The sequence below is a fragment of the Polynucleobacter sp. AP-Elch-400A-B2 genome, from assembly GCF_018688355.1.
Classification (GTDB): domain Bacteria; phylum Pseudomonadota; class Gammaproteobacteria; order Burkholderiales; family Burkholderiaceae; genus Polynucleobacter.
This window is the reverse complement of sequence record NZ_CP061317.1, coordinates 1,173,186-1,198,228: the sequence shown is the minus strand read 5'-3', so window position 1 is coordinate 1,198,228 and position 25,043 is coordinate 1,173,186. Positions and strand designations below refer to the sequence as shown.

The following is a 25,043-nucleotide window of genomic DNA, read 5'->3' as shown; positions in this document are numbered from 1 at the left end:
GGCAGTAAAAGCAAGCAGTAGAAGTAAGTAGTGAAATAAGCAGCAAAACGATAAATAAAAAAAGCAAGACTCCCAAAATAGCAACAGCAAATAAAAACCATTAAGGAGCAGTATGAATACCAGCAAAATCCAATTACTACAGGATCCTTTCCTCAATGCCTTGCGCAAAGAGCATGTTCCTGTCTCCATCTATCTTGTCAACGGCATCAAGCTCCAAGGCAATATTGAATCATTTGATCAATACGTAGTGCTCTTGCGCAATACCGTAACTCAGATGGTCTATAAACACGCCATTTCTACAATTGTTCCTGCTCGTGCAGTGGAGTTCCGCACGGAAGAAGTTAGCTCTGTTTAAAACCGGTGTAGATGCGGCGCGTGCCGTTTTAGTTGGTGTCGATACAGGCCGTGAAGATTTTGCGGACAGCATGGCAGAGCTCAGCCTGCTTGCACAGAGTGCCGGCTCTGTACCCATTACCAGCGTGATTGCCCGCAAGGGTAAGACGGATCCCGCTTTATTTATTGGCTCGGGTAAGGCGAACGAAGTTAAAAAAGCAATGGAAGAGCAAGGTGCCGAGTTAGTCATCTTCAACCATCCGCTATCCCCAACCCAGCAACGCAATTTAGAGCGCCATATTGGGTTCCATGTAATGGATCGTACTGGCCTGATTTTGGACATCTTTAGCCAAAGAGCGCAAAGTCATATTGGTAAAACGCAGGTTGAGTTAGCCCAGGTTCGCTACCGTATGTCTAGGCTAGTGCGTGCCTGGAGTCACTTAGAGCGTCAACGCGGCGGTATTGGTGTCCGTGGCGGTCCTGGTGAAACCCAGATGGAGCTCGATCGACGGATGCTGGCAACCAAGGCGAAGCGTCTTGAGACTGAGTTGGAGAAGCTTCAGCGCCAGCAAAGAACCCAAAGAAGGGCTCGTAACCGCAGGGACGTTTTTTCAGTTTCTCTGGTTGGTTACACCAATGCTGGTAAATCCACCTTGTTCAATTCCCTCACAAAAGCAGGGACTTATGCCGCAGATCAGTTATTTGCAACCCTGGATACGACCTCCCGTAAAGTCCATTTAGAGGGTGTGGGTTCAATTGTGGTTTCCGACACAGTAGGTTTTATCCGTGAGTTACCACACCAGCTGGTAGAGGCCTTCAGGGCCACCTTAGATGAAACCATTCACGCGGACCTGATTCTGCACGTGATTGACGCCTGTAGCCCAGTCGCACGGGAGCAAAAGGCTGAAGTTGAGGCTGTTTTAAGGGAAATTGGGGCCGATGACATTCCCCGTATCGAGATCATGAACAAGATTGACCAGATGCCCCAGACCTTTACGGAAGGCGCTGTCCTAGTGCGCGATTCTGAGGGCATTCCGAGTCAGGTTTTCCTTTCCGCTAAGACAGGCCTAGGCCTTGATTTATTGCGATCAGCCCTTGCCGAATGCTCTCAAATGACTGATAGAATAAGGGTCGAGCTAAATCGAGCTAAAGTTCAAATGGACTCAGGCGAGTTTTTGGCTCCCTTACCAGAACGACCAGAAACTTCCGAATTTAATCCGATACCTAACCGTAAGTACTCACCAAACGATGCGTAAATTTCTCGAACTGTTTTCGGTCAATGATCCAGGCTGGGGTAACAGCGTCCCAGGTAACGGATCTAAAGACGCCAAAGAGAGTCAGGGTTCTGATCAGGTCCCTAAAGTAGATCCTGCCAATCCAGGGTCAGATAAGCCTGCTGAAACCCCACCGCAAAATCAGCCTGCACGGCCCAATGGTCCGCCAGACCTTGATGAGTTGTGGCGCGACTTTAATGATCGTTTGAGCGGTATTTTTGGCGGTAAGAAAAAGCCAGGCTCATCATCAAGCACGCCAGCGAATAAGCCCAACAATACTGATATCCCCCCCCCATCGCAGCGCGGCAATGGCGGTGGTAATGGTGGCGGTGGCTTTACTCCACCCAACTTCAATTTCACCAACCCTTTTGGCTCAAAAGTCACGGCAATAATCGCTGCAGGTGGCGTAGTGTTGCTTTGGATTTTTAGCGGTTTCTACATCATTCAAGAAGGCCAGTCGGGCGTGGTCACTACCTTTGGTAAATATGCGTACACCGCAGGCCCTGGTATTAACTGGCGTATGCCTTGGCCCGTTCAGGCTGAGCAGGTTGTCAATGTCTCCGGAGTTCGTTCCGTTGAGGTTGGTCGCTCTATTTTGATTAAAGCAACCAATCAAAAAGACACTTCCATGCTCACGGAAGACGAAAACATTATTGATGTACGTTTTGCAGTTCAGTACCGCCTTAAAGATCCAACCGATTATTTATTTAACAATCGCGATCCCGATACTACTGTGGTGCAAGCTGCCGAAACAGCAGTACGTGAAATCGTGGCTCGGAGCAAGATGGATACCGTTTTGTATGAAGGCCGTGAAAAGATTGCGATTGATTTGGCTGCCTCAATACAGAAAATTCTAGATAGCTATAAAACTGGTATTTATGTGACGAGCGTGACTGTTCAAAACGTTCAGCCACCTGAGCAAGTGCAAGCTTCATTTGATGATGCTGTTAAGGCTGGTCAAGATCAGGAACGCCTCAAGAGTGAAGGTCAAGCCTATGCGAACGACATCATTCCACGTGCAAAGGGTACGGCTGATCGACTCATTCAAGAGGCTGAAGGATATAAGGCTAGGGTGGTTGCAACTGCAGAGGGTGATGCAAATCGCTTCAAGCAAGTCCAGACTGAATATGCAAAAGCACCCGGCGTGACTCGTGATCGTATGTACATAGATAGCATGCGCGAGATGTATAACAACGTGTCTAAAGTTTTGGTAGATACCACCAAGAGCAATAGCATGCTGTATTTACCACTCGATAAGATTATTGCTCAAGTCAGTGCAGAAAGTACACAAGTCGCTACTGGTCAGGCAGCAGCTGCAACGCCTACTGGGTCTGTGACAGTGGGTGGCGCGACAGGTAATCCAGCGGCCCCATTTAGCAACAATGCAACTAGCCCAAGCCCTAGCAATACCTCAGGCGTTGGCGCTTCCGAAAAACGTGACGGCCTGAGAAACCGTGATAGAGGGGATGCAAGATAATGAATGCAAATCGTCTCTTGGCTGCTATAGCTGGTCTGATTGGTCTTTTCTATATTTTGACTTCAAGTATTTTTGTAGTCGATCAGCGTAACTATGCTGTGGTGTTTTCTTTCGGGCAAATTGTGCGTGTGATTGAACAACCTGGCTTGCAAGTGAAGCTGCCAGCGCCTTTTGAAAATGTACGCTTCTTTGATCGTCGTATTTTGACTATCGACACACCAGAAGCCGAGCGCTTTATTACCTCTGAGAAGAAAAATCTCTTGGTAGATTCTTATGTGAAGTGGCGTATTGTTGATCCCCGTAAGTTTTTTGTCAGCTTTAAAGGCGATGAACGATTGGCACAAGACCGCTTAACTCAGTTAGTGCGTTCTGCCTTGAACGAGGAGTTTACTAAGCGCACGGTCAGAGAAATTATTTCTGATCAACGTGAGCAAGTGATGCAAGGCATTCGTAAAAAGGTAGCTGATGATGCATCTGACATTGGCGTTGAGATTGTTGACGTTCGCCTCAAGCGAGTAGATCTATTGGCAGAAATCAGTGACTCCGTTTATAGGCGGATGGAAGCAGAGCGTAAACGCGTCGCTAACGAGCTACGCTCCACAGGTGCTGCAGAGTCAGACAAGATTCGAGCCAATGCAGAGCGTCAGCGTGACACGATTTTGGCTGAGGCCTATCGTGAAGCCCAGAAAATTAAGGGATCTGGTGATGCCACAGCTACTGCTTTGTATGCCGATGCATTTGGACGTGACCCTCAGTTTGCACAGTTCTATCAAAGTCTTCAGGCCTACCGAAGCTCCTTTAAAGATAAGAAGGACGTCATGGTGCTTGAGCCTAACGGCGAATTCTTTAAATTCATGCACAAAAAAAATTAAGAGCGAATATTTCAAATCATGAATCGCTGGTTACTCCCTGAAGATATTGCCGATGTTTTGCCAGCCGAGGCTCGTAAGGTAGAGACTCTGCGGCGCGCTATTCTCGATTTGTATCAGTCCTATGGCTATGAGCTAGTTGCCCCTCCTATATTGGAGTTCCTGGATTCTTTGCTCACTGGTACTGGTTCAGATCTTAATTTACAGACATTTAAATTGGTTGATCAGTTGTCTGGCCGTACACTAGGTCTACGTGCCGATATGACACCGCAAGTGGCTCGTATCGATGCACACTTACTCAATCGTAAAGGCGTAACCCGCCTTTGCTATGCAGGATCTGTTGCCCATGCACGCACACCAGTAGGCAGCTCTGCTCGTGAAGAATTGCAACTTGGCGCAGAGATTTATGGATGCGCTACTTGGGAAGCAGATTTTGAGGCAATCTCCTTATTGCTAAAAACCTTGAGTGTTGCTGGCTTGAATAAGGTCTATCTCGATCTCTCGCACGCGGGTGTGCTTGAAGGTATTCTGGATGGGCAAGTTAAAGAGATGGCTGATGTAGAGGCTCTATATAGCTTATTGCAAAGCAAAGATCGCCCACGCTTAGCGATTTGGTCTAAATGCTTGCCGGCCAAGTCTGCACAAGCCCTCATGGCTCTTACTGAACTAAATGGTCCTTGTACGCAAGTATTGGCTGGCGCTAGAGAGTCTTTACCGAAACATCCATTGATTGATGAGGCCTTGGCTCAATTAGAAAAATTAGCTGCAGCAACAGATGCACTTCTAGGCAAGGTTGAACTCAGTATTGATCTGGCGGATTTGCGTGGATATCAATATCACAGCGGTGTGATGTTCGCGGCTTATGTTGACCAGTTGCCACAACCAATTGCGAGAGGTGGTAGATACGATCATGTTGGCCAAGCATTTGGACGCTCCCGTCCTGCCACTGGCTTTTCAATGGATTTATTGACTCTGGCTAACCTTGCGCCTTCAGCACAAAGAAGACCCGCTATCGTAGCGCCTTGGACTCTAGATGCCGACCTAACTAGCATGATTGCCGAATTGCGTGATGCTGGTGAAGTAGTTATCCAGGTTCCTAATGGTGATGCAGTAGAAACTGCTGAATATCTTTGTGATCGTGAGCTAGTAAAGCAAGGCGGCTCATGGGTAGTAAAAAAGAAGTAAGCGCTATTTGAACAACACATTAATTCTGTAATTATTTTTTGGATTTCATTATGTCTTTAAAGCAACAAGCCCATGGTCGTAACGTCGTTGTCATTGGCACCCAGTGGGGTGACGAGGGCAAGGGCAAAGTAGTGGATTGGTTAACCGACCATGCTCAAGCAGTTGTGCGTTTTCAGGGTGGACATAATGCTGGGCATACGCTGATTATTGGCGGTAAAAAAACAATTTTGCGTCTGATCCCCTCCGGAATCATGCACAAGAACGTGATTTGCTACATTGGTAATGGTGTTGTACTTTCTCCAGAAGCGCTCTTTAAAGAAATTGGTGAGTTAGAGGCTGCGGGCTTAGATGTTCAATCCCGTTTGAAGATTTCTGAAGCGACAACCTTAATCTTGCCTTATCACGTAGCGATTGATCATGCCCGTGAGAAAAAGCGTGGTGATGCCAAGATTGGCACTACTGGCCGCGGTATCGGACCAGCCTATGAAGATAAGGTGGCTCGCCGCGCTTTACGTGTTCAAGATTTGTTTTATCCGGAAAAGTTTGCCGCGCAATTGCGTGAGAACTTGGAATATCACAACTTCATGCTCACAAACTACTATGGGGCCGAGCCAGTAGATTTTCAAAAGACTTTAGAAGAAGCCATGTCTTATGCAGGGCGCATTAAGCCAATGGTGGTTGATGTCTCCAGCGCCTTATATGCAGCAGAGCAAGCAGGCCAAAATTTATTGTTCGAAGGTGCGCAAGGCACTTTGCTGGATATCGATCATGGTACCTATCCATACGTGACTTCCAGTAACTGTGTGGCTGGTAATGCTGCTGCTGGATCTGGCGTTGGCCCAGATTCTCTGCAATATATCTTGGGTATCACCAAGGCTTATTGCACGCGTGTTGGCGCTGGCCCATTCCCAAGTGAGTTATACGACTTTGATAACCCAGCCAAGCAAGATCCCGTTGGCATTCGTTTGGCTGAAGTGGGCAAGGAGTTTGGTTCCGTTACCGGCCGTCCACGTCGCACTGGTTGGTTAGATGCTGCCGCACTCAAGCGCTCTATTCAGATCAATGGATTGTCTGGCCTTTGCATTACTAAGCTGGATGTATTGGATGGTTTTGAGACTATTCGTCTTTGTGTTGGTTACATCCTTGATGGTCAAAAATTAGATGTATTACCGCGCGGCGCTGAAGCTGTTGCGCATTGCGAACCAATTTATGAGGATTTCCCAGGATGGAGGGGAACAACCTTTGGTATTCGTGAATGGGACAAACTCCCAATAGAGGCACAGAAGTTCCTGCGTCGCATTGAAGAAGTTGCAGGAAAGCCGATCGCTATGGTCTCAACAGGACCTGACCGTGATGAAACAATTCTTCTACAACATCCATTCAAAGGTTAATAAAGCATTTCCTTTTTAATTTTTTTATATTTAATTTACACATTAGCTTTGGGATTTAGAAATGACAGCACGTACACAATGTAATAGCCTTCAAGTAGCTACACCGCTTTACCGTTTTATTGAAGATCAAGTTTTGCCGGGCACAGGAATTAAAAGTGCAGACTTTTGGAAAGGTTTTGACGATATCGTTAAAGATCTGAGCCCAAAGAATGAAGCATTACTAGCTAAGCGTGATCGCTTGCAATTAGATTTAGATAAATGGCATCAAGCCAATCCTGGCCCGATCAAAGATATGCCCGCTTATCGTAAGTACTTGAAAGAAATCGGTTACATCGACGATGTGCCTGCTAAAGTTTTGGCTACTACTCAGAATGTGGATGACGAACTCGCTCTACAAGCCGGTCCTCAACTGGTTGTTCCGGTGCTCAATGCGCGCTATGCCTTAAATGCTGCAAACGCGCGTTGGGGCTCTTTGTATGATGCCCTGTACGGCACAGATGTTATTTCTGAAGAAGATGGCGCTACCAAGGCCGGAGCCTACAACCCGATTCGGGGTGCTAAGGTAGTTGCTTACGCACGTCAATTTTTAGATCAAGCCGCTCCTTTGGCTAAAGCCTCTTACACCGATGTAGTTGCCTATGCCGTTGTAGATAAAAAACTGTCCGTGAAATTAAAAGATGGCAGCACAACGGGTTTAATTGATGAGAAACAGTTTGTTGGCTATCAAGGCGATGCCTCTGAACCATCGTCTGTTTTGTTGCGTAACCATGGTATTCATATTGATATTCAAATTGATAAGACTAAAACCATTGGCGCTTCTGATTCAGCGGGCGTAAATGATGTGGTGCTTGAAGCTGCACTCTCAACCATTTTGGATCTAGAAGACTCAGTAGCAGTTGTGGATGGCGATGACAAAGTACTGGCTTATGAGAATTGGTTAGGCATTCTCAAAGGCACCTTAGTTGAAGAAGTCAGCAAAGGTGGTAAGACTTTTACCCGCACACTGAATGCAGATCGCAAATATACAGCCGGTATTGGCGCTGTCAATGCTAAAGATGGCGTTGTGACTTTGCATGGTCGATCACTCTTGTTTCTGCGTAACGTTGGTCACTTGATGACTAACCCCGCCATCATTACTGGCGAAGGCAAGGAAATCTACGAAGGCATCTTAGATGCAGTAGTGACGGTGCTGATTGCTTTGTATGACATCAATCGCCCAGCGACTCAGGCTATTGGCAATACACGTAAGGGCTCGGTCTATATTGTTAAACCAAAAATGCACAGTGCTGAGGAAGTGGCATTTGCTGGCGAACTCTTTGGTCGAGTTGAGAAATTACTTGGCTTGCCTGAGAACACAGTCAAATTAGGCATCATGGATGAAGAGCGCCGTATGAGCGTCAACATTAAGGCTGCTATTGCTGCAGCCGGTGCTCGTGTTGCCTTTATTAATACTGGATTCTTAGACCGCACTGGTGATGAAATGCACACTGGCATGTATGGCGGAGCTATGGTTCGTAAGGGCAGAATGAAGATTGCTAAATGGTTTGGAGCTTATGAGCGCCGTAACGTGTTAGCAGGTTTAGATTGTGGCCTACGTGGTCGCGCACAGATTGGTAAGGGCATGTGGCCTGCGCCAGATCTCATGAAGGAAATGGTGGAGCAAAAAGCTGCACATCCTCAAGCTGGAGCGAATACTGCCTGGGTACCATCACCTACTGCTGCTACTTTGCATGCCATTCACTATCACCAGGTCGATGTAGCAAAGATCCAAGAGGATATGGAGAAGCAGGATACTGCAGCCGAGTATGAGGCCTTAACTGATGATCTCTTGACCGTACCAATCGCGCTATTTCCGGATTGGACTAAAGAGGAGATTCGCGAAGCCCTGAATAATAATTGCCAAGGTATTTTGGGTTATGTAGTGCGCTGGATTGACCAAGGCGTTGGTTGCTCTAAGGTGCCTGATATTTATAATGTAGGCTTAATGGAAGATCGCGCAACATTGCGTATTTCTAGTCAGCACATTGCCAACTGGTTGCTGCATAAGTATGTAAGCAAAGCCGAAGTAGAGGAAGCTATGCAACGAATGGCTACTATCGTGGATAGTCAAAATGCTGGCGATCCCTTGTATAAGCCGATGATGCCAAACTATAAGGATTCCTACGCCTTTCAAGCTGCAAGCGATCTGATCTTTAAGGGTCTTGAGCAGCCAAACGGATATACCGAGCCCTTGTTGCATGCTTGGCGTTTGAAGGTTAAGCAGGCGCAAGCAAAGTAATCTGAAGTGAGCAGCAAATTTGAATGGATTTGTCGAAAGGCAAGTCCATTTTTTTTTGATCTTCTCTGAATTCTCCTAAAATCCCGATCGCCTTATGCTGAATTTTTTAAATCTCTTCACCAGACTTTCCAATGGTCGTGGGCAAGAGTTGGGCTTTCAACTCAACGATGGGGGTAGGGAGCTTGCGGGTTTCAAGGGCGGGGCTGGTGACTGTGTAGTTCGAGCGATTGCGATTGCTGCCCAATTACCTTATTTACAAGTCTACGAAGATCTTCGCGCTGCCAATGCAGTTTATGCCGATCAACGAAACGACAAGTTGGCTAGGCGTCTCAACGCTCAGGGTGCTTCACCCCGTAACGGCAATCATCGCAATGTATTTCATGACTACATTGTGAGTCATGGCTTTGATTGGGTGCCTACTATGCAGGTTGGCGCTGGCTGTAAAGTGCATTTATTGGCAAATGAGTTGCCCCCGGGTAGATTAATTGTGAGGGTTTCTAAGCACCTGACGGCTGTCATTGATGGTGTTATTCAAGATACCCACAACCCGTCTCGGGGTGGGTCACGCTGTGTCTATGGTTACTACGTTCAGCGCTAGAGATGCTGTTTAAAAGAAAAAGCCTCCAAAGAGCGGAGGCTTGTTTCTTAAAAAAAACGACACAAAATGGCCTAAAACAGGGTTAAATCAGCAATAAATTACCAATTTCCACTTGTTCTACGTGATTTCTGCTCCAATACCTTAGCTTCGCTGAAAGCTTCTGCTAATAAGACAAAAATGTCTTTAATTGCTGTCAAAGGCTTGATACTAATAGCAGGTGTCTGTTGAAATTGTACTGAGTTTGAATGTGCCATGGTGAGCTCCTTAAGGGTTAACCCTAATAATACACCTTTTACTTTTCAATTGCAGGAAGTGCCCGTAAAACCCATTCCTGGTATTCGGCGTCATCAATGAAGTGCTAGTAGGTTCAGTTCAAGCCCCTAGGTTGATAATGACGTATCCCTAATCTACTGCAAAGAATCCCTTGACCGAGCATCACATGCCAGGTGGCAAGAAGAAAGAATACTTTTTCTTATTCTCCTTGGCTGGAATTCAGTTCACTCACATCCTAGACTTCATGATCATGATGCCTTTGGGCCCGGAATTTATTCGTGAGCTCAATATCAACACCCATGAGTTTGGTCTATTACTTTCTTCCTATACTTTTGCCGCAGCCCTTGCCGGTGTCTTTGCCACCTACTTTGTAGATCGTTTCGAGAGGCGAGTACTGCTTCTAAGTTTGTATGCCTGTTTCATTATTGCCACCTTGGTGTGTGGTTTGGCGCCGGATTACCATTCTCTTTTTATTGCTCGGGCATTTGCAGGGGCCTTTGGCGGCATCTTGGGTTCATTAGTTCAAACCATCGTTGCGGATTCTATACCGTTTGAGCGCAGAGGCAAAGCTTTGGGTACGGTGATGTCTGCTTTCTCGGTGTCGACTGTAGCGGGAGTTCCTCTCAGTCTATTGTTGGCTAACCACATTCCATACTTAGGTTGGCGTGCGCCATTCTTTTTTATTGCTCTGATATCCAGTCTCATTTTGTATTTGGCTTATCGCAATATTCCTAGAATCATCGGTCATTTAGATCAGGCTCATGAAGGTAGTCGCTTAAGTCAAATTTGGAATGTGTTTAGCGCACACCAGCATCTACGCGTATTCTTTTTTATGGCGCTGATTATGTTGACTGGATTTTCGGTTATTCCGTATATTGCGCTCTATCTCACCTCCAATGTGGGGATTGATAACGGCTATATTCCATTGATCTATCTTTGTGGCGGGATTGCGACTTTGATGAGTTCTCGAGTGATTGGGCAAATGGCTGATCGCTATGGCAAGGTGAAAATTTTTAAAATATTGGCTATCGCCAGCCTCATTCCTTTGCTAGTCACTACCAATCTGATGCCCGTGCCGCTATGGGTAGCCTTGATAAATTCAACGGCATTTTTCATCTTGATATCCGGGCGCATGATTCCGGCGATGGCAATTGCTAGCCAAATGGTAGAGGCGAAAATTCGGGGTACCTTTATGAGCTTGGTGGGCTCAGTGCAAATGTTAGCATCGGGACTTGCCTCAGTACTTGCTGGCATGGTGGTGACTATTGGTGCAGATGGAAAAATGGAGCACTATAACCTGGTTGGTTATGGAGCGGCTTTATGTGGCTTGCTTACTTTCTGCTTGGTAGGCTATATTCATACTGATAAAAAAGCGCAGTAAACCGAATTTATTTGAAAAGAAAGATTGTGATGATTTCATTTAAGAGACCAGACGGCGCCTCAGTAGAGGCCTATTTAATTGAGCCAGCCAATCCAATAAATGCCCCTGGCGTGGTGGTGATTCAAGAATGGTGGGGTCTTGATGATGAGATCAAGAATGTTGCCAATCGCCTAGCTAAAGCAGGATATCGTGCCTTGGTTCCGGATCTGTACCGTGGCAAGCTCGCCCTGGAAGCAAATGAAGCAGAGCACCTCATGAATGATCTAAATTTTGGTGATGCCGCCAGCCAAGATATTCGTGGCGCTGTTCAGTACCTCAAGGCAACAAGCAGTGCCAAAGTTGCTGTCACCGGTTTTTGTATGGGTGGTGCGCTCACAGTCCTGTCAGCCGGCCTTGTTCCAGAATGTGATGGAACCGTGGTCTGGTATGGTTACCCTCCACTCGAATACGTGGATGCACCCGCTATTCAAAAGCCAATGTTGGGGCACTGGGCTCTGCACGATGAATTTTTCTCCATCGCTGGTGTAGATCAACTAGAGCAGAAGTTGAAATCCGCTGGAGTTCATTATGATTTCCAGCGCTACGATGCTAAGCATGCATTCGCCAATCCAAAGTCAGATACTAGGGGACTGCCACCATTGCAATACAACCCAGCTGCCGCTGATTTAGCCTGGGATCGCACGATGACTTTCCTAAAAACTCAGCTCACTCCATAAGCACTTTACTTACAGATTTATTTTATGCATCTCTTTTCCGAAAACCTCGCTGTTGAACTTTCTTCTTATTATCGAAATCTTGCCTTAGGGCATGGGGTGATTCCTAAGGTTTTTACTTTAGTTAATGGAGAGGGGAGTCAATACCTCTTTTTTATTGATGACCTGCATATGGAGCAAGACCAGGAAAATCAATTCTTAGCTTACATTGTTCAGGAGCATGAGGCAGTTTGCTACGCTAGAGGTACTCTGGTCATCCTAGACAAGTCCCAGCAGTTGATTGAATTTGCCGTGATTGATCAAGACGAACATGAAGCTATTGTTTGCTCTGCTCAATTAACTCGGGATATGGACGACAAGCCGGTTGGATTAACGGAGTTTGAAAAGATCTTGGCTCCCAAAAAGACAATCTTCTTTAGTGGACTCTTTGAGCCGATTGAGATGTCCGAAGATAGGGCGGAGGAGTTTGAAGGTCTTTGGGAAGAAATGAAACCCAAGATTTTGCATCGCTCTATGGGGCTTTAGTTCTTCGATATGATGAATCAAACTGAGGAACAAGTTCGAATCAATTTAGCTGCAGCGTATCGTCTCGCTGCGTTGAAGGGGTGGGATGACGGTATTTATACCCATATTTCAGCTTCCATTCCAAATGAAGATGACGCTTATCTAATCAATCAATTTGGTTTGCGCTTTGATGAAGTATCTCCAGAAAATTTAGTCAAGGTGAATGTCCAAGGAGAAATCCTCTCAGGCATAGGGCCGGTAAATCAATCTGGTTTTGCTATTCATGGAGCGGTGCATGCGGCCAGACCGGATGCTGCGTGTGTACTTCATCTACATATTGATTCTGTCATTGCTGTCTCAGCACAAAAGCAAGGTCTACTTCCACTATCGCAGCATGCTTTACGTTTCTATGGTGATATCGAAAGGCATCGCTATCAAGGGCTGGCCTTATCGGCCTCAGAGCAAGTGGGACTCATATCGGCACTTGGAGATAAAAAGGCTTTATTGTTAGAGAACCACGGCAGCATCATCTGTGGTGTGAGTATTCAGCAGGCATTTTATTTAATGGACGTATTAGATAGGGCCTGCAAAATTCAACTATTAGCAGGTGAGGTAGAGGGATTGATAGTTCCCGATCCGGCAATTTGCAGGATGACTTACGAGCAATTGTGCTGTGATGGTGATGAGGAAGGTCAGATAGAGTGGCCAGCTTATCTAGGTTTATTAAAAAAATAGTGAAAAGGAGATATCCATGCCATTAATTCAAGTTCAAATATTTGAGGGTCGTAGCGATGAGGTTAAGCGCGAGTACGCTAAGGCAATTACAGAAGCGGCGGTCAAAATTATGGGATGCAGTGCTGAATCAGTAGATGTTATTTATCGAGACGTTAAGAAATCAGATTGGGCGACTGCAGGCAAGTTATGGAGTGATTAATATTTGCGTAAGAAGGAATGCTCGATCTGGGAACCAAAACGGGGCTTGTATTTAAGAGAGACGCCCCCATATAAGCTCTATCTGTTTTTATGTAGAAACGGCCAGTTTTCTCTATATTGACCTTGTATTATTAGGCGCAGAGCGCTGTTAAACCTTGTTTGGTGCCCAGGAAGGGACTCGAACCCCCACAACCTTACGATCGCCAGCACCTGAAGCTGGTGCGTCTACCAATTTCGCCACCTGGGCATGCCGTTATTATAAAGGTATGTGCCTTCAGGCCCACCTCTTAACTCGTTTTGACCTTTCACCCTTCAGACTTGATGGTTTGATACAGTAGGCTAATTCAGAATTTTTATTGAAATATAAGGCATGTATTGCCGAAGGAATTAAATGCGTAAAGCAAAAGACTTGGTGCCACGAGAGGCTGACCGCTTAGGTACAGTCCAGGGTCACCGAGATGGATTTGGATTTGTTATCCCAGATGACGGCGGTGAAGATATTTTTCTTTCTGAAAGAGAAATGTCCCGCGTCATGCACGCAGATAGAGTGAATGTCAGGGTATTGGGAACAGATCGGCGCGGTCGTCCAGAAGGCCAGATCGTCGATGTCATTTTGCATGCCAATAAAGTAGTCATTGGGCGTCTCTTGAATGAGAATGGTGTTTTGATTGTTGCGCCTGAAGACAAGCGCATTGGTCACGATATTTTGATTCCACCAAAAGGCCAGGGTAACGCTAAATTAGGTCAAGTGGTCAGCGTCGAAATCATTGACTATCCAGATAGCTACCGTCAAGCCGTTGGTCGTGTTGTCGAGGTACTAGGTGAAATTGATGATCCTGGTATGGAAATCGAAATCGCTGTCCGTAAATATGGCGTGCCCCACGAATTTTCAACAGCTGCAAAAAAAGAAGCAGATGCCTTACCTGATTCTGTTCAGCAATCTGATTTAGAAGGTCGAGTGGATTTGCGCGACGTTCCTTTGGTCACTATTGACGGTGCTGATGCTCGTGACTTTGATGATGCGGTGTATTGCGAACCAGTGATGCACGGTAAAAGCAAGGCTTGGCGCCTGATTGTCGCGATTGCCGATGTATCTCATTACGTAAAGCCAGGACATCCTTTGGATGATGAAGGACTTCTGCGTGCGACTTCAGTGTATTTCCCAAGAAGGGTAATACCAATGCTGCCGGAGAAGATCTCTAATGGTCTTTGCTCCCTGAATCCTGGAGTTGATCGCTTATGCATGGTGTGTGATTCAGTGGTGGATCAAAATGGTGTTGTTTTGGCCTATCAGTTCTACCCCGCAGTCATGCATTCTGCGCAGCGCTTTACATATGACATAGTCTGGGAGATTCTCTCGAATAGCAAAGGCCCTGAAGCAACACGCTTTGCCCAGCTCAGGCCTCTTCTGACTAATCTCTATTCCCTGTATAAGATTTTGCTAGACGCACGTCAAAAACGTGGCGCTATCGAGTTTGAAACTACTGAAACCCAAATTATCAGCAATGAGTTGGGCAAGATCTTACGCATTGAACCCCGTCTGCGTAATGACGCACACCGCTTAATCGAAGAGTGCATGTTGACAGCAAACGTCTGCGCTGCTGACTTTATTGATAAAAACAAGCATCTCAGTCTGTACCGTGTACACGGTGAACCTTCAGAAGAGAAGTTGGTGACTTTGCGCCAAGTTTTACGTACTTCAGGTTTGTCTTTGGGCGGCGGTGAAAAGCCGAAACCAAGAGACTATGCCAAGTTGATGCGCGAAATCAAAGAGCGTCCTGATGCCAATATGCTGCAGTCGGTTGTTTTGCGTTCTATGCAGCAGGCAATGTACCAGCCTGATAACGAGGGTCACTTTGGCCTTGCGTATCCTGCATATTCTCATTTCACAAGTCCGATTCGTCGCTACCCCGACCTCTTGACCCATCGTGTCATCAAAGCAATTCTCATTAAGAAACCGTATACGCCAGTATTGCCGCCAACGGTTCCATTGAATCTCACATTGCCACGCAAAGGCAAAGGTCGCGAAAATGCTGTGAATGCCAAGAAGTCTCATAGCGATGCAAAAGAGGCTGCAGCTAATGGCACACGTTTACCTAAGTTGCCTAAGGGCGCTAATGCGGCAATGCCTATTTGGGGTCAACTGGGCGTGCATTGCTCATCGAATGAGCGCCGTGCAGATGAGGCATCCCGCGATGTAGAGGCTTGGCTCAAGTGCTATTACATGCGCGATCATTTGGGTCAGGAATATGCTGGCACGGTTACTGGAGTGGCTACATTTGGTTTATTCATCCAATTGGAAAATCTCTTTGTTGAGGGCATGATCCATGTAACTGAGTTGGGTGGTGATTATTTCCAGTACGATGAAGCCCGTCAAGAATTGCGCGGTGAGAGAACGGGTATTCGGTATCGCTTGGGTGATCGGGTACATGTATTGGTCAGTCGAGTAGACTTAGATGCGCGTAAAATTGAATTTAGTCTAGTGAAATCGGTTGGCTTAGAGCCAGGTGGGACCACTAATCGCCGCCAAATTGTATTGGCTAGCGATACTGGTAGACCCAATAAGAAAGCTTCTCCCAAAAAAGGTCGCCCTGGGAGCAAAGAACCGCAGAAGCATTCTGGTGTAAATGTAAATGCTGCCAAATCTGCTGGTAACTTGGGTGCAAACCAATCGAAGAATCAAGCTGGGCGCACTGCAAGTAAAGTTGCGAAGTCTGGGAAGCCCACAAGACCTGCCGGTAAACCTGCAGGTACAAAACCACCTGTTCGCAGCACTAAAGCGCGTCGTAAATAAGTATCAATATCAGATCGAGATAAGTAAAGATGAAGCAAATATTAGTTGGTTTTCATGCAGTACAAGCGCGCTTACGAGTGGATGCAGCAAGTTTGAAGTCAGTTTATTTTGATCCTAGTCGGCGTGATCGCCGTATGGGTGATTTTCTTAAGCAAGCCGAAGAAATTCTAGGTGAAAGACTTCATGCTGCTGATGCCGAGCGCCTTCACAAGCTCGCAGGTCATGATCGCCATCAAGGTGTGGTGGCGTTAGCAGAGAAGATGACCATTGCTAGGACCATTACAGAGGTAGTTGAAGATGCAGAAAGTAATCAAAGTAAGGTGATGTTCTTAGTCTTAGATGGTGTCACTGACCCCCATAACTTTGGCGCATGCTTACGCGTGGCTGATGGTGCTGGTGTAGATGCTGTAGTGATTCCTAAAGATCGTTCAGCCTCAATTAATGCTACAGTCAGCAAAGTATCGAGCGGCGCTTCTGAAGTAATGCCTGTCATTACTGTTACCAATCTGGTTCGAAGCATGAAAGAAATGCAAGAAGCGGGTGTTTGGCTCATCGGCACCGATGATGAAGCTGAAAAATCGATTTACGATCTAGATCTGACCGGCCCCATCGGTATTGTTATGGGTGCAGAGGGTGAGGGTATGCGCCGCTTAACCCGTGAGACTTGTGATGAGTTGGTACGTATTCCGATGAAGGGTGTCGTAGAGAGTCTGAACGTATCCGTTGCCAGTGGCGTCTGTTTGTACGAAGCGTTGAGGCAGCGTTTATCCAAAGAGCCTAAATAGTCAACTGCTTTACAAATTGCTCTAGTTCGGCTGGCGGTAGAGCACCACTAACACGGTGCACTTCTTTTCCACCTTTAAATCCCGCTAGGGTTGGGATTGAGCGGATATTCCATTGCGATCCGAGTAGCTGCTCTGCTTCGGTGTTTACTTTCACAAACAAAACTTGATTTGCATGAGTAATAGCGCTCGCCTGAAAGGTGGGGCCAAACATCTTGCAGGGTCCGCACCATGGCGCCCAGAAATCCACTATCACTGGCATTACGGATTGAGTAACCAGTTCGCTAAAGTTTGCCGCAGTGGCATTGATGGGTAGCGATAGCAGTTCTTGTTGACAGGCTCCACAGACAGGGGTTTGATTGAGCTTTTCAGTGGGAACACGATTTCCTTTATTGCAATGTGGACAATGAATAATCATCTTGACTCCTCAATCTGGCAATTTACAGAATTAGTGACTTAAGAGCGTTTCTAGTTTTTCAGTATCGATACAGAAATTCCTTATACCTTCAGCCAACTTTTCAGTGGCCATTGCATCATTATTTAACTGCAATCTAAAGTTCGATTCATCTAGCTTGAGTGCTAGGATATTTTCACTGGCAAGCGCACTAGCTGCATTACTGGCATTTAGTTTTTTCTCAACCGCTGCATAACTATTTTGAAGATCGCCCAATAGCTCAGGGCTAATAGTCAATAAGTCACATCCAGCTAGCTCTAATATTTGACTGGTATTACGGAAGCTGGCCCCCATGATCTCGGTATTGATGCCGAAGTGTTTGTAATAGTGGAAGATACGCTTGACCGAGGTAACGCCAGGATCATTTGCTCCGCCATGGTTTTCATCACTCCAATTGCTGCCAAGTTTTGTTTTATGCCAATCGGTGATGCGCCCTACAAAAGGAGAAATCAATTTCGCATTAACTGCACCGCAAGCCGCCGCTTGTACTAAAGAGAAGAGTAGCGTCATGTTACAGTGAATGCCTTCAGCCTCTAAAGCTCTCGCCGCCTCAATTCCTTCCCATGTACCAGCTAGCTTAATCAAGACACGTTTGCGATCAATTCCGTGCGATTCATATAGCGAAATGAGATGATTGGCCTTCTGAATTGTTGCCTGAGTATTAAAAGAGAGGCGGGCATCGACTTCGGTCGAAACCCTGCCTGGGACGATCTTCAAAATCTCCAGACCAAAAGCTACCAGGATATGGTCGACTAAATCGACAGGTTTTAAGCCAGGATGCGAAGATTTGACTTGATTTACCAGGGTTTGGTAGTTGGCTTGCTGAGCAGCCTTCAGGATCAGGGAGGGATTGGTAGTAGCGTCTTGCGGTTGGTATTCGCGCATACGCTCAAAGTCGCCAGTATCGGCCACGACAGTAGTGAATTGTTTGAGTTGGCTCAGTGCGCTGGCGGGTGATGTCATGGGTATTGGTAATACTCTCGATGAATTAATCAGGTGAAATAGATTGAATATCATATGATAGATGGATAAATAAGGATATTGGGCAAGATCATGAATCAAGATCAACTAAAGCAATTGGTGGCTGAAGCGGCTCGGGATGAAGTATTAAAGCTACCCGCAGGGCAGATCTTGGGTATCGGGACGGGGTCTACCGCCAATTACTTCATTGATGCCTTATCACCCCACAAGGATCATTTTGCTGGAACGGTATCTAGTTCTAATGCCACGACTGAGCGCCTGTTAAAACACGGTTTTAAGGTCTTAGATCCGAATGAGGTGGATCATCTACCTGCCTATGTGGATGGCGCTGATGAAATCGATCCTGCTGGCCATATGATTAAAGGCGGCGGCGGCGCTTTGACCCGCGAAAAAATTATTGCCTCAATGGCCAAACAGTTTATCTGCATCTGCGATGCCTCAAAACAAGTTCCGGTATTGGGTAACTTTGCATTGCCTGTGGAGATCATTCCCTTATCAAAAGGCATTGTTACTCAAGAGCTGGCTCAGTTAGGCGGCACAGTCACACTCAGAATGAGCAAAGAAACTCGTGCAGACTTAGGTCAGACACCAAGCCAGCCTTTTTTGACGGATAACGGCGGCTGGATTTTGGATGTCGCTGGTTTAAAGATCGCCAACCCTATCGCCCTTGAGGCGCAAATCAATCAAATCGCTGGCGTAATCACTGTAGGTCTGTTCGCAAAAGAGAAGGCGGATATTTTGTTGGTGAGCAATGCATCTGGCGTGAGTAGGGTCATCTTTTAATTAAAAAACCCGACGGGGCAGCAAGCTGATCCATCGGGTTAGTTTGCCATGATGATTCATGGCGCAGGCAAAGGGAAGAATTAATGTTCCCAATGCCCATAAGCACATAGATATGCTTACAAGTAATGGCTTTCGCCAATGTAGCCGATCACACAAACTGACTGACTACGATTTCATCCTATGCTTCTGAATTTGACTCGTCAAGAGATATTCAAAAAGAATTATTCAGCAGGCGGTACATAGCCCTGAGCCATGTCTGCACCACCTTCAAAGAAGTATTTTTCAACTTGCTTGAGGAGGTACTGACGAGCACGAGGGTCAGCCATATTCAGGCGATTCTCATTAATGAGCATGGTTTGGTGTTTCAACCAAGCAGCCCAAGCCTCTTTGGAGACTTGATTCCAAACTTTCTTACCGAGATCGCCAGGTAGTGGTGCGAAGTCCATGCCTTCAGCTTCTTTATTCAGTTTGATGCATTGAACCATGCGTGCCATTTGTGTTGCCTTTCAAATACGGTGTGCTAAAGAGAAAATATAAAACGAATAGCTTATTAAAGATCTTTGGTTAAAACCATCGATTTGCGATCCCAGTTGTAAATTTGCTTTCTTTCTTCTGGAAGATCATCTACCGACGCACGCTTAAAGCCGCGCTTCAAAAACCAATGTTCTGTTCTAGTGGTCAAGACGAAAAGCTTCTTGATGCCTTCCTGTTTTGCTCGCATTTCAACGCGCTTGAGCAAACGCTCTCCATCGCCTGAACCTTGAACATCAGGATCTACTGCGAGACAAGCTAGTTCACCGACACCATTCGGAAATGGGAAGAGAGCTGCACATCCAAAGAGAACCCGGTCATGCTCAATCACAGAGAAGCGCTGAATATCACGCTCAATGACATCCTGACCCCGCGCAGCCAAAATACCCTCATCTTCGAGCGGGCTGGTGAGTTGCAAAATGCCACCAACGTCATCCTGATTGGCTTCACGTAAATTCTCAATATCGGATGAGGCCAGCATCATGCCAATACCATCATGGGTAAAGAGTTCTTCCAGAAGGGCGCCATCTCGGTTGCAAGGCAAGAAGTGCACCCGACTGACCCCAGCACGAATAGCCCTGCCAGAAATAGTTAACAAACTCTTCATACCTAAATCGAGTTCTGGATGTTGGGCTACATATTCTTGAAGCTGGGGCATCGAGAGTTCGGTGATGAAGTCATCTTCCTCATCTTTCAAACCGGTATAGGGGCTTAAGAAAATTAACTTATCCGCTTTAAGTGCTACAGCAGTAGATGCAGCTACATCCTCAAAGGCGAGATTAAATGCTTGACCAGTTGGTGAGAATCCCAAAGGCGAGAGCAGTACGATCTTATTGCTATCGAGCGAAAGCTTAATAGAGGTGGAGTCTACTTTACGCACCAAGCCAGTATGAATGTAATCAATTCCCTCAACTACACCGACAGGCATTGCTGTAATAAAGTTGCCCGAGATAACAGAGATTCGTGAGCCTGCCATCGGAGTGTTGGGTAATCCCCGACTAAATGCTGCTTCGATATCGAGGCGTAATTCACCAGCAGCTTCTTTGACACACTCTAGGGCAGCTGCATCGGTAATCCGGTAGCTGTGCATTGCGCTTTGGCCAAATTGACTCTTAATATTGCGGAGCATGAGTTGCTCTTCAATTTGCGGGCGGATACCGTGAACCAACACAATGCGCATGCCCATGGCATGCAGCATGGCGATATCTTCAATGAGGTTCTCAAGGCCAATTTCTTGAGCTAGTTCACCAGCAAAGGCAATAACAAAGGTCTTCTCGCGAAAGCTATGGATATAGGGCGCAACATCACGCAGCCATCCTACAAAAGGAAAGTTAGAGCTGGATTCTTCGGCATTTGAGCCGGGATTCGGTGCATTTGTTGGCATAGTGAGAAAATTATAGGGTGCAAGAGCCATTAAACCAACAAAAACCCAAAGCAAGCCCTGAGACTGTGCCTGCTTCCAACACCTCCCGACGGCTAGAGATTCGCTTTCCGGAGGAGTTGCCGGTATCGGGTCAACGTCAAATCATCAAAGATGCCTTGAGTTCCCACCAGGTTGTGATCGTCTGTGGTGAGACTGGTTCTGGCAAAACAACCCAATTACCCAAAATCTGTTTAGATCTGGGCAGGGGCACTATGAACGGTGGTCGCCTCATTGGGCACACACAACCTCGTCGTATTGCTGCTACAGCCACTGCAAAGCGTATCGCTCAGGAGTTGGGCACTCCAATTGGTCAAGACGTCGGCTACCAAGTGCGCTTTGCTGATAAGACCAGTCAGGGCGCTTCAATCAAGCTAATGACCGATGGCATCTTGCTGGCAGAAACGCAGCGAGACCCTCATCTACGCGGCTACGACACTCTCATTATTGATGAGGCTCATGAGCGCAGCCTCAATATTGATTTTCTATTAGGTTATCTGCGCCAGTTGCTACCTAAGCGCCCAGACCTCAAGTTGATCATTACTTCAGCGACTATTGATGCAAAGCGTTTTTCAGATCATTTCGCATTAAATGGCAAGTCTGCTCCGGTGATTGAGGTGAGCGGGCGACTTTTCCCGGTTGAGCAACGTTATGAGCCACTAGAGCCAGATGTAAAACCTGACGGAAAAAAAGAATCTAAAGAGGCCAAGGAGCTTTCGGATGCCGTAACAGAAGCAATCGCAAAAGTATGGCGTGAAGGTGTGTCTGGTGCAGGAGATGTACTGGTCTTCCTGCCAGGAGAACGGGAGATTCGGGATTGTGCTGAAACTCTCAGAAAAGACCATGTTCTCCAGCAGCGTTTTCATCCGGAGATTTTAAGTCTTTTTGCTCGTCAATCGGTTGCGGAACAAGAGCGTGTATTTAGCCCTGGTAATGGTCGACGTATTATTTTGACGACTAACGTTGCCGAGACCTCATTAACAGTTCCCAATATTCGTTATGTGGTCGATAGCGGCCTGGCACGAGTCAAGCGTTATTCCTACCGCAACAAAGTAGAGCAACTACAAATCGAGACAATTTCACAGGCAGCTGCCAATCAGCGAGCAGGTCGTTGTGGTCGTGTGTCTGATGGTATTTGCATTCGTCTCTATAGCGAGCAAGATTATTTAAGCCGCCCCAAATTTACTGATCCAGAAATTTTACGTAGCTCATTAGCGGCGGTCTTGCTTCGCATGAGCTCTCTACGTTTACCTCGTATACAAGAATTTCCATTTATTGATAAACCCTTGGGTCGCGCGATAGCCGATGGTGTACAGCTTCTAGATGAGTTGGGCGCTATCGTCTATGACGATGTCACCATCAATAACGATACGGATAGCAACAGCAGATTCAAGCTCACCCCTATTGGTAAGCAGTTAGCAGATTTGCCATTAGATCCTCGGATTGGTCGAATGCTCTTAGCGGCTAAGGAGCACAACGCATTACGTGAGGTCACCATCATTGCCTCCGCTTTGGCTACACAAGATCCACGTGATCGACCCATGGATCAAGCAGCTGCCGCTGACCAAGCGCATTTGCAGTTTGCAGATGAGCGCTCCGAGTTTCTAAGTTTCGTCAAACTGTGGGGTTGGCATCAAGATGCCTTGAAGCATAAGCATAGTAATCGACAATTAGAGAATTTATGCCGTAGTAAGTTTTTGTCACCAAGACGTCTGCGTGAATGGCGCGATGTTCATGCTCAACTGCATACGATGTTGGCTGAAAAGGGTTGGAAAGAAAATCCATCCGCCGCTACCTACGAACAAGTTCATCTTTCGCTATTAACTGGCCTCTTAGGTTATGTAGCTAAAAAAGAAGAGGATGAAAAATCTCAGGAGCGTGGCAGCAAGACGGGCAGCTATTTAGGCGCACGCGGTATTCGTCCCTTTATTTGGCCGGGTTCAACGATTGGCAAAAAAGCTGGCGCTTGGATTTTGGCTGGTGAACTTCAAGAAACCAATCGCATGTATGCGCGCACGATTGCCAAAATCGAGCCTGGTTGGGTTGAGAAGGTTGCAGCCCACCGCCTGATTAAATCTTTGAGTGAGCCATTCTGGGATAGCCGACAAGGAGAGGTCATGGCCTTTGAGCGCGGCACTTTATATGGCCTGCCGATTTATCACGGTCGTCGCGTCCGTTATGAGCCTCACGATCCAAAAGATGCTCGCAACTTGTTTATTACCCAGGCCTTAGTTCAAGAAGAGATGTTTGGCCGTATGGATAGCCCAGCATTAATGCGGGAGACTGAGGCTGATGCTAGAAAAAAATATCCCGGATCTTTTGAATTCTTTTGGCATAACCGCAGGCTAATTAAAGAGATCGAGGCACTCGAGCATCGCTCACGACGCCCTGATGTGTTGGTGGATGATGACCTCCTTTTTGCATTTTATGATTCACGCATTCCTGAGGATGTTCTGAGCAGGGAGAGTATGAAGGCTTGGTTGCTAAAGATATCAGCCAGTAAAGACGTTGCTGAGGAAGCACCCGACAGTCTTTTGCGCTTAGCTAAAGCAGATTTAATGCGCCACGAGGCAGCTGGAATTACGGTAGATCGCTATCCTAAAAAGATGATGGTTGGTGGTAGCGAACTGAGTTTGACTTATCACTTTGAGCCTGGCAGCCCCAAAGATGGAGTAACGCTGGTAGTGCCTCTAACTTTATTGAATCAGGTTGATGGTCGTCGATGTGATTGGTTAGTCCCGGGCATGTGTGAGGAAAAAATTGGCTTATTACTCAAATCACTTCCTCAGAAATTACGTCGCTACTGCGTCCCACTGCCCGAGTATGCAAAATCATTTTTAGAGCGGATGTTATCAAGCAAGCAGTTTGGGGTAGGTGACTTTTTGGATGTCCTCATTACCGATATTCGTAAAGAACGCGGCTTAGAAATTAAGCGGGCCGATTTCAGGCCCGAATCCTTGCCTTTACATTCTTCAATGAATTTCCGCCTAGTGGATGAGTACGGCCGCCAATTAGAATTGGAGCGTAATTTATCTAGATTGCGCGCTGAGTATGGAGAGACTGCTCGCACAGCCTTCCAAGCTCTAGCGCAGCAAGCAGTCCATGATGAGCTCGGGACTAGTGCCCCAGTAAGTAACGCTGCCCCTATTAGCAAAACCAATCAAAGTACCAATGCATCTTCAGTAAAAACGGTAGAGCAGGGTGGTTATCGAAGCTGGGACTTTGGTGAACTGCACGAGACTCTAGAAATTCAGAAAGGCAATAGCACCTTATTTGGCTATCCCGCATTAGTGGATCGTACTGAAGCATGCGATCTTGAAGTGTTTGATGATTTGCTGGAAGCTAGAAAACACCATTGGCAAGGATTGCGCAGATTATTCGCACTATCGAATAAAGACACGCTCAAGGCGTTACAAAAACAACTCCCTGGAATTCGGGAGCTTGGATTGCTGTTTATCAATATTGGATCTGTTGATAGCTTAATTGAGCAAATCCTCAATCTCGCCTTAGAGCGGGGATTTATGAATGACCCGCTACCAGTAAATGCTGAGCAATTTGCGGAGCGTTTGCAAGCAGGTAAGCCCCGTTTGGCTCTGATTGCGCAGGAGATTTCAAAGCATGCCTTGGCGGCATTGCAGGCTTATGCGGACCTTCAAAAGAAATTGTCCCAAGCCAAGGCTGCGTCAGCTACTGCTCATGTGGATATTCAGAATCAAGTCCAAGCTCTCATATTTCCTAAATTTGTTTCAGATACGCCATATAGCCAGTTAGTACATTTCCCTCGCTATCTCAAGGCTATTGCCATGCGCATTGATAAATTGCGTTCTAACCCTAGCCGGGATTCACAGTGCCAAAAAGACTGGGAGTCGGTTGCCAGACCATGGCAAAAACTTGTTCAGGCTGGCCATGGCTCTGCGGCATATGCTACTAATGAAGATCAGGCTTTAGTGGATTTTCGTTGGCAACTCGAGGAATTGAGAGTGGCTTTATATGCTCAGGAGTTAAAGACCCCAAGCCCAATGTCCTTAAAACGCCTAGAAAAGGTCTTGGCTAGCTTGCGATAGATCAAGGGATTCTAGTTAAAGGCCT

At 46.5% G+C, this 25,043-nt stretch carries 22 protein-coding genes and 1 tRNA gene; 17 read left to right on the top strand and 6 right to left on the bottom strand.

From position 1 onward, the window contains the following. Nucleotides 1-112 precede the first annotated feature (112 nt). The 8 genes from hfq to FD977_RS06140 all read left to right on the top strand — a co-directional run bounded on the left by hfq (nucleotide 113) and on the right by FD977_RS06140 (nucleotide 9,405). Nucleotides 113-355 carry an RNA chaperone Hfq gene (hfq, locus tag FD977_RS06175; RefSeq protein WP_215304232.1) on the top strand — a complete coding sequence of 81 codons (243 nt, stop codon included), beginning with the start codon at nucleotides 113-115 and terminating at the stop codon, nucleotides 353-355. Further along, nucleotides 315-1,589 carry a GTPase HflX gene (gene hflX, locus FD977_RS06170; RefSeq protein WP_256442641.1) on the top strand — a complete coding sequence of 425 codons (1,275 nt, stop codon included), beginning with the start codon at nucleotides 315-317 and terminating at the stop codon, nucleotides 1,587-1,589. Before hfq ends, hflX begins: the two co-directional genes overlap by 41 nt. Next, nucleotides 1,582-3,084 (top strand): FtsH protease activity modulator HflK, encoded by a 1,503-nt coding sequence (gene hflK, locus FD977_RS06165; protein WP_215304231.1) that lies wholly within the window; start codon nucleotides 1,582-1,584, stop codon nucleotides 3,082-3,084. The genes hflX and hflK overlap by 8 nt, the downstream gene beginning before the upstream one ends. Next, complete coding sequence (gene hflC / locus FD977_RS06160) at nucleotides 3,084-3,956, top strand: protease modulator HflC (protein WP_215304230.1); 873 nt, start codon at nucleotides 3,084-3,086, stop codon at nucleotides 3,954-3,956. The genes hflK and hflC overlap by 1 nt, the downstream gene beginning before the upstream one ends. A gap of 18 nt (nucleotides 3,957-3,974) precedes the next feature. Beyond that, nucleotides 3,975-5,138: an ATP phosphoribosyltransferase regulatory subunit gene (locus FD977_RS06155; RefSeq protein WP_215304229.1), complete on the top strand. Its 1,164-nt coding sequence runs from the start codon at nucleotides 3,975-3,977 to the stop codon at nucleotides 5,136-5,138. Between the two features lie 50 nt (nucleotides 5,139-5,188). Next, nucleotides 5,189-6,529, top strand: a complete 1,341-nt coding sequence (locus FD977_RS06150) for an adenylosuccinate synthase (protein WP_215304228.1) — start codon at nucleotides 5,189-5,191, stop codon at nucleotides 6,527-6,529. Between the two features lie 61 nt (nucleotides 6,530-6,590). Continuing rightward, complete coding sequence (locus FD977_RS06145; protein WP_215304227.1) at nucleotides 6,591-8,807, top strand: malate synthase G; 2,217 nt, start codon at nucleotides 6,591-6,593, stop codon at nucleotides 8,805-8,807. Nucleotides 8,808-8,901: 94 nt separating this feature from the next. Further along, nucleotides 8,902-9,405, top strand: a complete 504-nt coding sequence (locus FD977_RS06140) for a hypothetical protein (protein ID WP_215304226.1) — start codon at nucleotides 8,902-8,904, stop codon at nucleotides 9,403-9,405. Nucleotides 9,406-9,503: 98 nt separating this feature from the next. Here FD977_RS06140 and FD977_RS06135 read toward each other — a convergent pair whose 3' ends face one another. Further along, nucleotides 9,504-9,659 (bottom strand): hypothetical protein, encoded by a 156-nt coding sequence (locus FD977_RS06135; protein ID WP_215304225.1) that lies wholly within the window; start codon nucleotides 9,657-9,659, stop codon nucleotides 9,504-9,506. A 170-nt stretch (nucleotides 9,660-9,829) separates the two neighbouring features. Here FD977_RS06135 and FD977_RS06130 point away from each other — a divergent pair, with 170 nt between their 5' ends. From FD977_RS06130 to FD977_RS06110, 5 genes are read left to right on the top strand one after another with little or no spacing between them, the layout of a single operon-like run. Continuing rightward, a complete protein-coding gene (locus FD977_RS06130; protein ID WP_251369440.1) occupies nucleotides 9,830-11,059 on the top strand; it encodes an MFS transporter in 1,230 nt (409 codons plus the stop codon). Nucleotides 11,060-11,088: 29 nt separating this feature from the next. Beyond that, nucleotides 11,089-11,775, top strand: coding sequence for a dienelactone hydrolase family protein (locus FD977_RS06125; protein WP_215304224.1), 687 nt, complete (start codon nucleotides 11,089-11,091; stop codon nucleotides 11,773-11,775). Nucleotides 11,776-11,799: 24 nt separating this feature from the next. After that, the gene (locus FD977_RS06120) at nucleotides 11,800-12,297 is read left to right on the top strand and encodes a hypothetical protein (protein ID WP_215304223.1); all 498 of its coding nucleotides are present in this window, start codon (nucleotides 11,800-11,802) and stop codon (nucleotides 12,295-12,297) included. Between the two features lie 9 nt (nucleotides 12,298-12,306). After that, nucleotides 12,307-13,011 carry a class II aldolase/adducin family protein gene (locus tag FD977_RS06115; protein ID WP_251369439.1) on the top strand — a complete coding sequence of 235 codons (705 nt, stop codon included), beginning with the start codon at nucleotides 12,307-12,309 and terminating at the stop codon, nucleotides 13,009-13,011. 16 nt (nucleotides 13,012-13,027) lie between these two features. Then, complete coding sequence (locus tag FD977_RS06110; RefSeq protein ID WP_215304222.1) at nucleotides 13,028-13,210, top strand: 4-oxalocrotonate tautomerase; 183 nt, start codon at nucleotides 13,028-13,030, stop codon at nucleotides 13,208-13,210. 159 nt (nucleotides 13,211-13,369) lie between these two features. Here FD977_RS06110 and FD977_RS06105 read toward each other — a convergent pair. After that, nucleotides 13,370-13,456: transfer RNA gene (locus FD977_RS06105), tRNA-Leu, on the bottom strand. A 144-nt stretch (nucleotides 13,457-13,600) separates the two neighbouring features. Between FD977_RS06105 and rnr the strand changes: the two genes are divergently transcribed. Together rnr and rlmB are read left to right on the top strand one after the other, a co-directional pair. Then, a complete protein-coding gene (gene rnr / locus FD977_RS06100) occupies nucleotides 13,601-16,003 on the top strand; it encodes a ribonuclease R (protein WP_215304221.1) in 2,403 nt (800 codons plus the stop codon). Between the two features lie 29 nt (nucleotides 16,004-16,032). Next, nucleotides 16,033-16,788, top strand: a complete 756-nt coding sequence (gene rlmB / locus FD977_RS06095; protein WP_215304220.1) for a 23S rRNA (guanosine(2251)-2'-O)-methyltransferase RlmB — start codon at nucleotides 16,033-16,035, stop codon at nucleotides 16,786-16,788. Here the strand turns inward: rlmB and trxC are convergent. Then, entirely contained in the window at nucleotides 16,781-17,203 is a 423-nt protein-coding gene (gene trxC / locus FD977_RS06090) for a thioredoxin TrxC (RefSeq protein WP_215304219.1), read from the bottom strand. The genes rlmB and trxC overlap by 8 nt on opposite strands. Before the next feature lie 30 nt (nucleotides 17,204-17,233). Further along, a complete protein-coding gene (gene tal / locus FD977_RS06085) occupies nucleotides 17,234-18,202 on the bottom strand; it encodes a transaldolase (protein ID WP_215304218.1) in 969 nt (322 codons plus the stop codon). Between the two features lie 90 nt (nucleotides 18,203-18,292). On the opposite strand from tal, the gene rpiA reads away from it, so the two are divergent. Continuing rightward, the gene (gene rpiA / locus FD977_RS06080; protein WP_215304217.1) at nucleotides 18,293-19,003 is read left to right on the top strand and encodes a ribose-5-phosphate isomerase RpiA; all 711 of its coding nucleotides are present in this window, start codon (nucleotides 18,293-18,295) and stop codon (nucleotides 19,001-19,003) included. Nucleotides 19,004-19,224: 221 nt separating this feature from the next. Here rpiA and FD977_RS06075 read toward each other — a convergent pair whose 3' ends face one another. Continuing rightward, the gene (locus tag FD977_RS06075) at nucleotides 19,225-19,497 is read right to left on the bottom strand and encodes an oxidative damage protection protein (protein WP_215304216.1); all 273 of its coding nucleotides are present in this window, start codon (nucleotides 19,495-19,497) and stop codon (nucleotides 19,225-19,227) included. 56 nt (nucleotides 19,498-19,553) lie between these two features. Continuing rightward, complete coding sequence (argA, locus tag FD977_RS06070) at nucleotides 19,554-20,918, bottom strand: amino-acid N-acetyltransferase (protein ID WP_215304215.1); 1,365 nt, start codon at nucleotides 20,916-20,918, stop codon at nucleotides 19,554-19,556. A gap of 17 nt (nucleotides 20,919-20,935) precedes the next feature. On the opposite strand from argA, the gene hrpA reads away from it, so the two are divergent. Then, a complete protein-coding gene (gene hrpA / locus FD977_RS06065; protein ID WP_251369438.1) occupies nucleotides 20,936-25,018 on the top strand; it encodes an ATP-dependent RNA helicase HrpA in 4,083 nt (1,360 codons plus the stop codon). Nucleotides 25,019-25,043 lie beyond the last annotated feature (25 nt).

Coding starts and splice junctions, on each gene's coding strand:
- FD977_RS06140 (WP_215304226.1), top strand. CDS start 8,902: ATGCTGAATTTTTTAAATCTCTTCACCAGACTTTCCAATGGTCGTGGG.
- hflK (WP_215304231.1), top strand. CDS start 1,582: ATGCGTAAATTTCTCGAACTGTTTTCGGTCAATGATCCAGGCTGGGGT.
- FD977_RS06125 (WP_215304224.1), top strand. CDS start 11,089: ATGATTTCATTTAAGAGACCAGACGGCGCCTCAGTAGAGGCCTATTTA.
- tal (WP_215304218.1), bottom strand. CDS start 18,202: ATGACATCACCCGCCAGCGCACTGAGCCAACTCAAACAATTCACTACT.
- hfq (WP_215304232.1), top strand. CDS start 113: ATGAATACCAGCAAAATCCAATTACTACAGGATCCTTTCCTCAATGCC.
- FD977_RS06075 (WP_215304216.1), bottom strand. CDS start 19,497: ATGGCACGCATGGTTCAATGCATCAAACTGAATAAAGAAGCTGAAGGC.
- FD977_RS06155 (WP_215304229.1), top strand. CDS start 3,975: ATGAATCGCTGGTTACTCCCTGAAGATATTGCCGATGTTTTGCCAGCC.
- FD977_RS06135 (WP_215304225.1), bottom strand. CDS start 9,659: ATGGCACATTCAAACTCAGTACAATTTCAACAGACACCTGCTATTAGT.
- FD977_RS06110 (WP_215304222.1), top strand. CDS start 13,028: ATGCCATTAATTCAAGTTCAAATATTTGAGGGTCGTAGCGATGAGGTT.
- hflC (WP_215304230.1), top strand. CDS start 3,084: ATGAATGCAAATCGTCTCTTGGCTGCTATAGCTGGTCTGATTGGTCTT.
- FD977_RS06115 (WP_251369439.1), top strand. CDS start 12,307: ATGATGAATCAAACTGAGGAACAAGTTCGAATCAATTTAGCTGCAGCG.
- rnr (WP_215304221.1), top strand. CDS start 13,601: ATGCGTAAAGCAAAAGACTTGGTGCCACGAGAGGCTGACCGCTTAGGT.
- trxC (WP_215304219.1), bottom strand. CDS start 17,203: ATGATTATTCATTGTCCACATTGCAATAAAGGAAATCGTGTTCCCACT.
- rpiA (WP_215304217.1), top strand. CDS start 18,293: ATGAATCAAGATCAACTAAAGCAATTGGTGGCTGAAGCGGCTCGGGAT.
- rlmB (WP_215304220.1), top strand. CDS start 16,033: ATGAAGCAAATATTAGTTGGTTTTCATGCAGTACAAGCGCGCTTACGA.
- FD977_RS06145 (WP_215304227.1), top strand. CDS start 6,591: ATGACAGCACGTACACAATGTAATAGCCTTCAAGTAGCTACACCGCTT.
- FD977_RS06120 (WP_215304223.1), top strand. CDS start 11,800: ATGCATCTCTTTTCCGAAAACCTCGCTGTTGAACTTTCTTCTTATTAT.
- argA (WP_215304215.1), bottom strand. CDS start 20,918: ATGCCAACAAATGCACCGAATCCCGGCTCAAATGCCGAAGAATCCAGC.
- FD977_RS06150 (WP_215304228.1), top strand. CDS start 5,189: ATGTCTTTAAAGCAACAAGCCCATGGTCGTAACGTCGTTGTCATTGGC.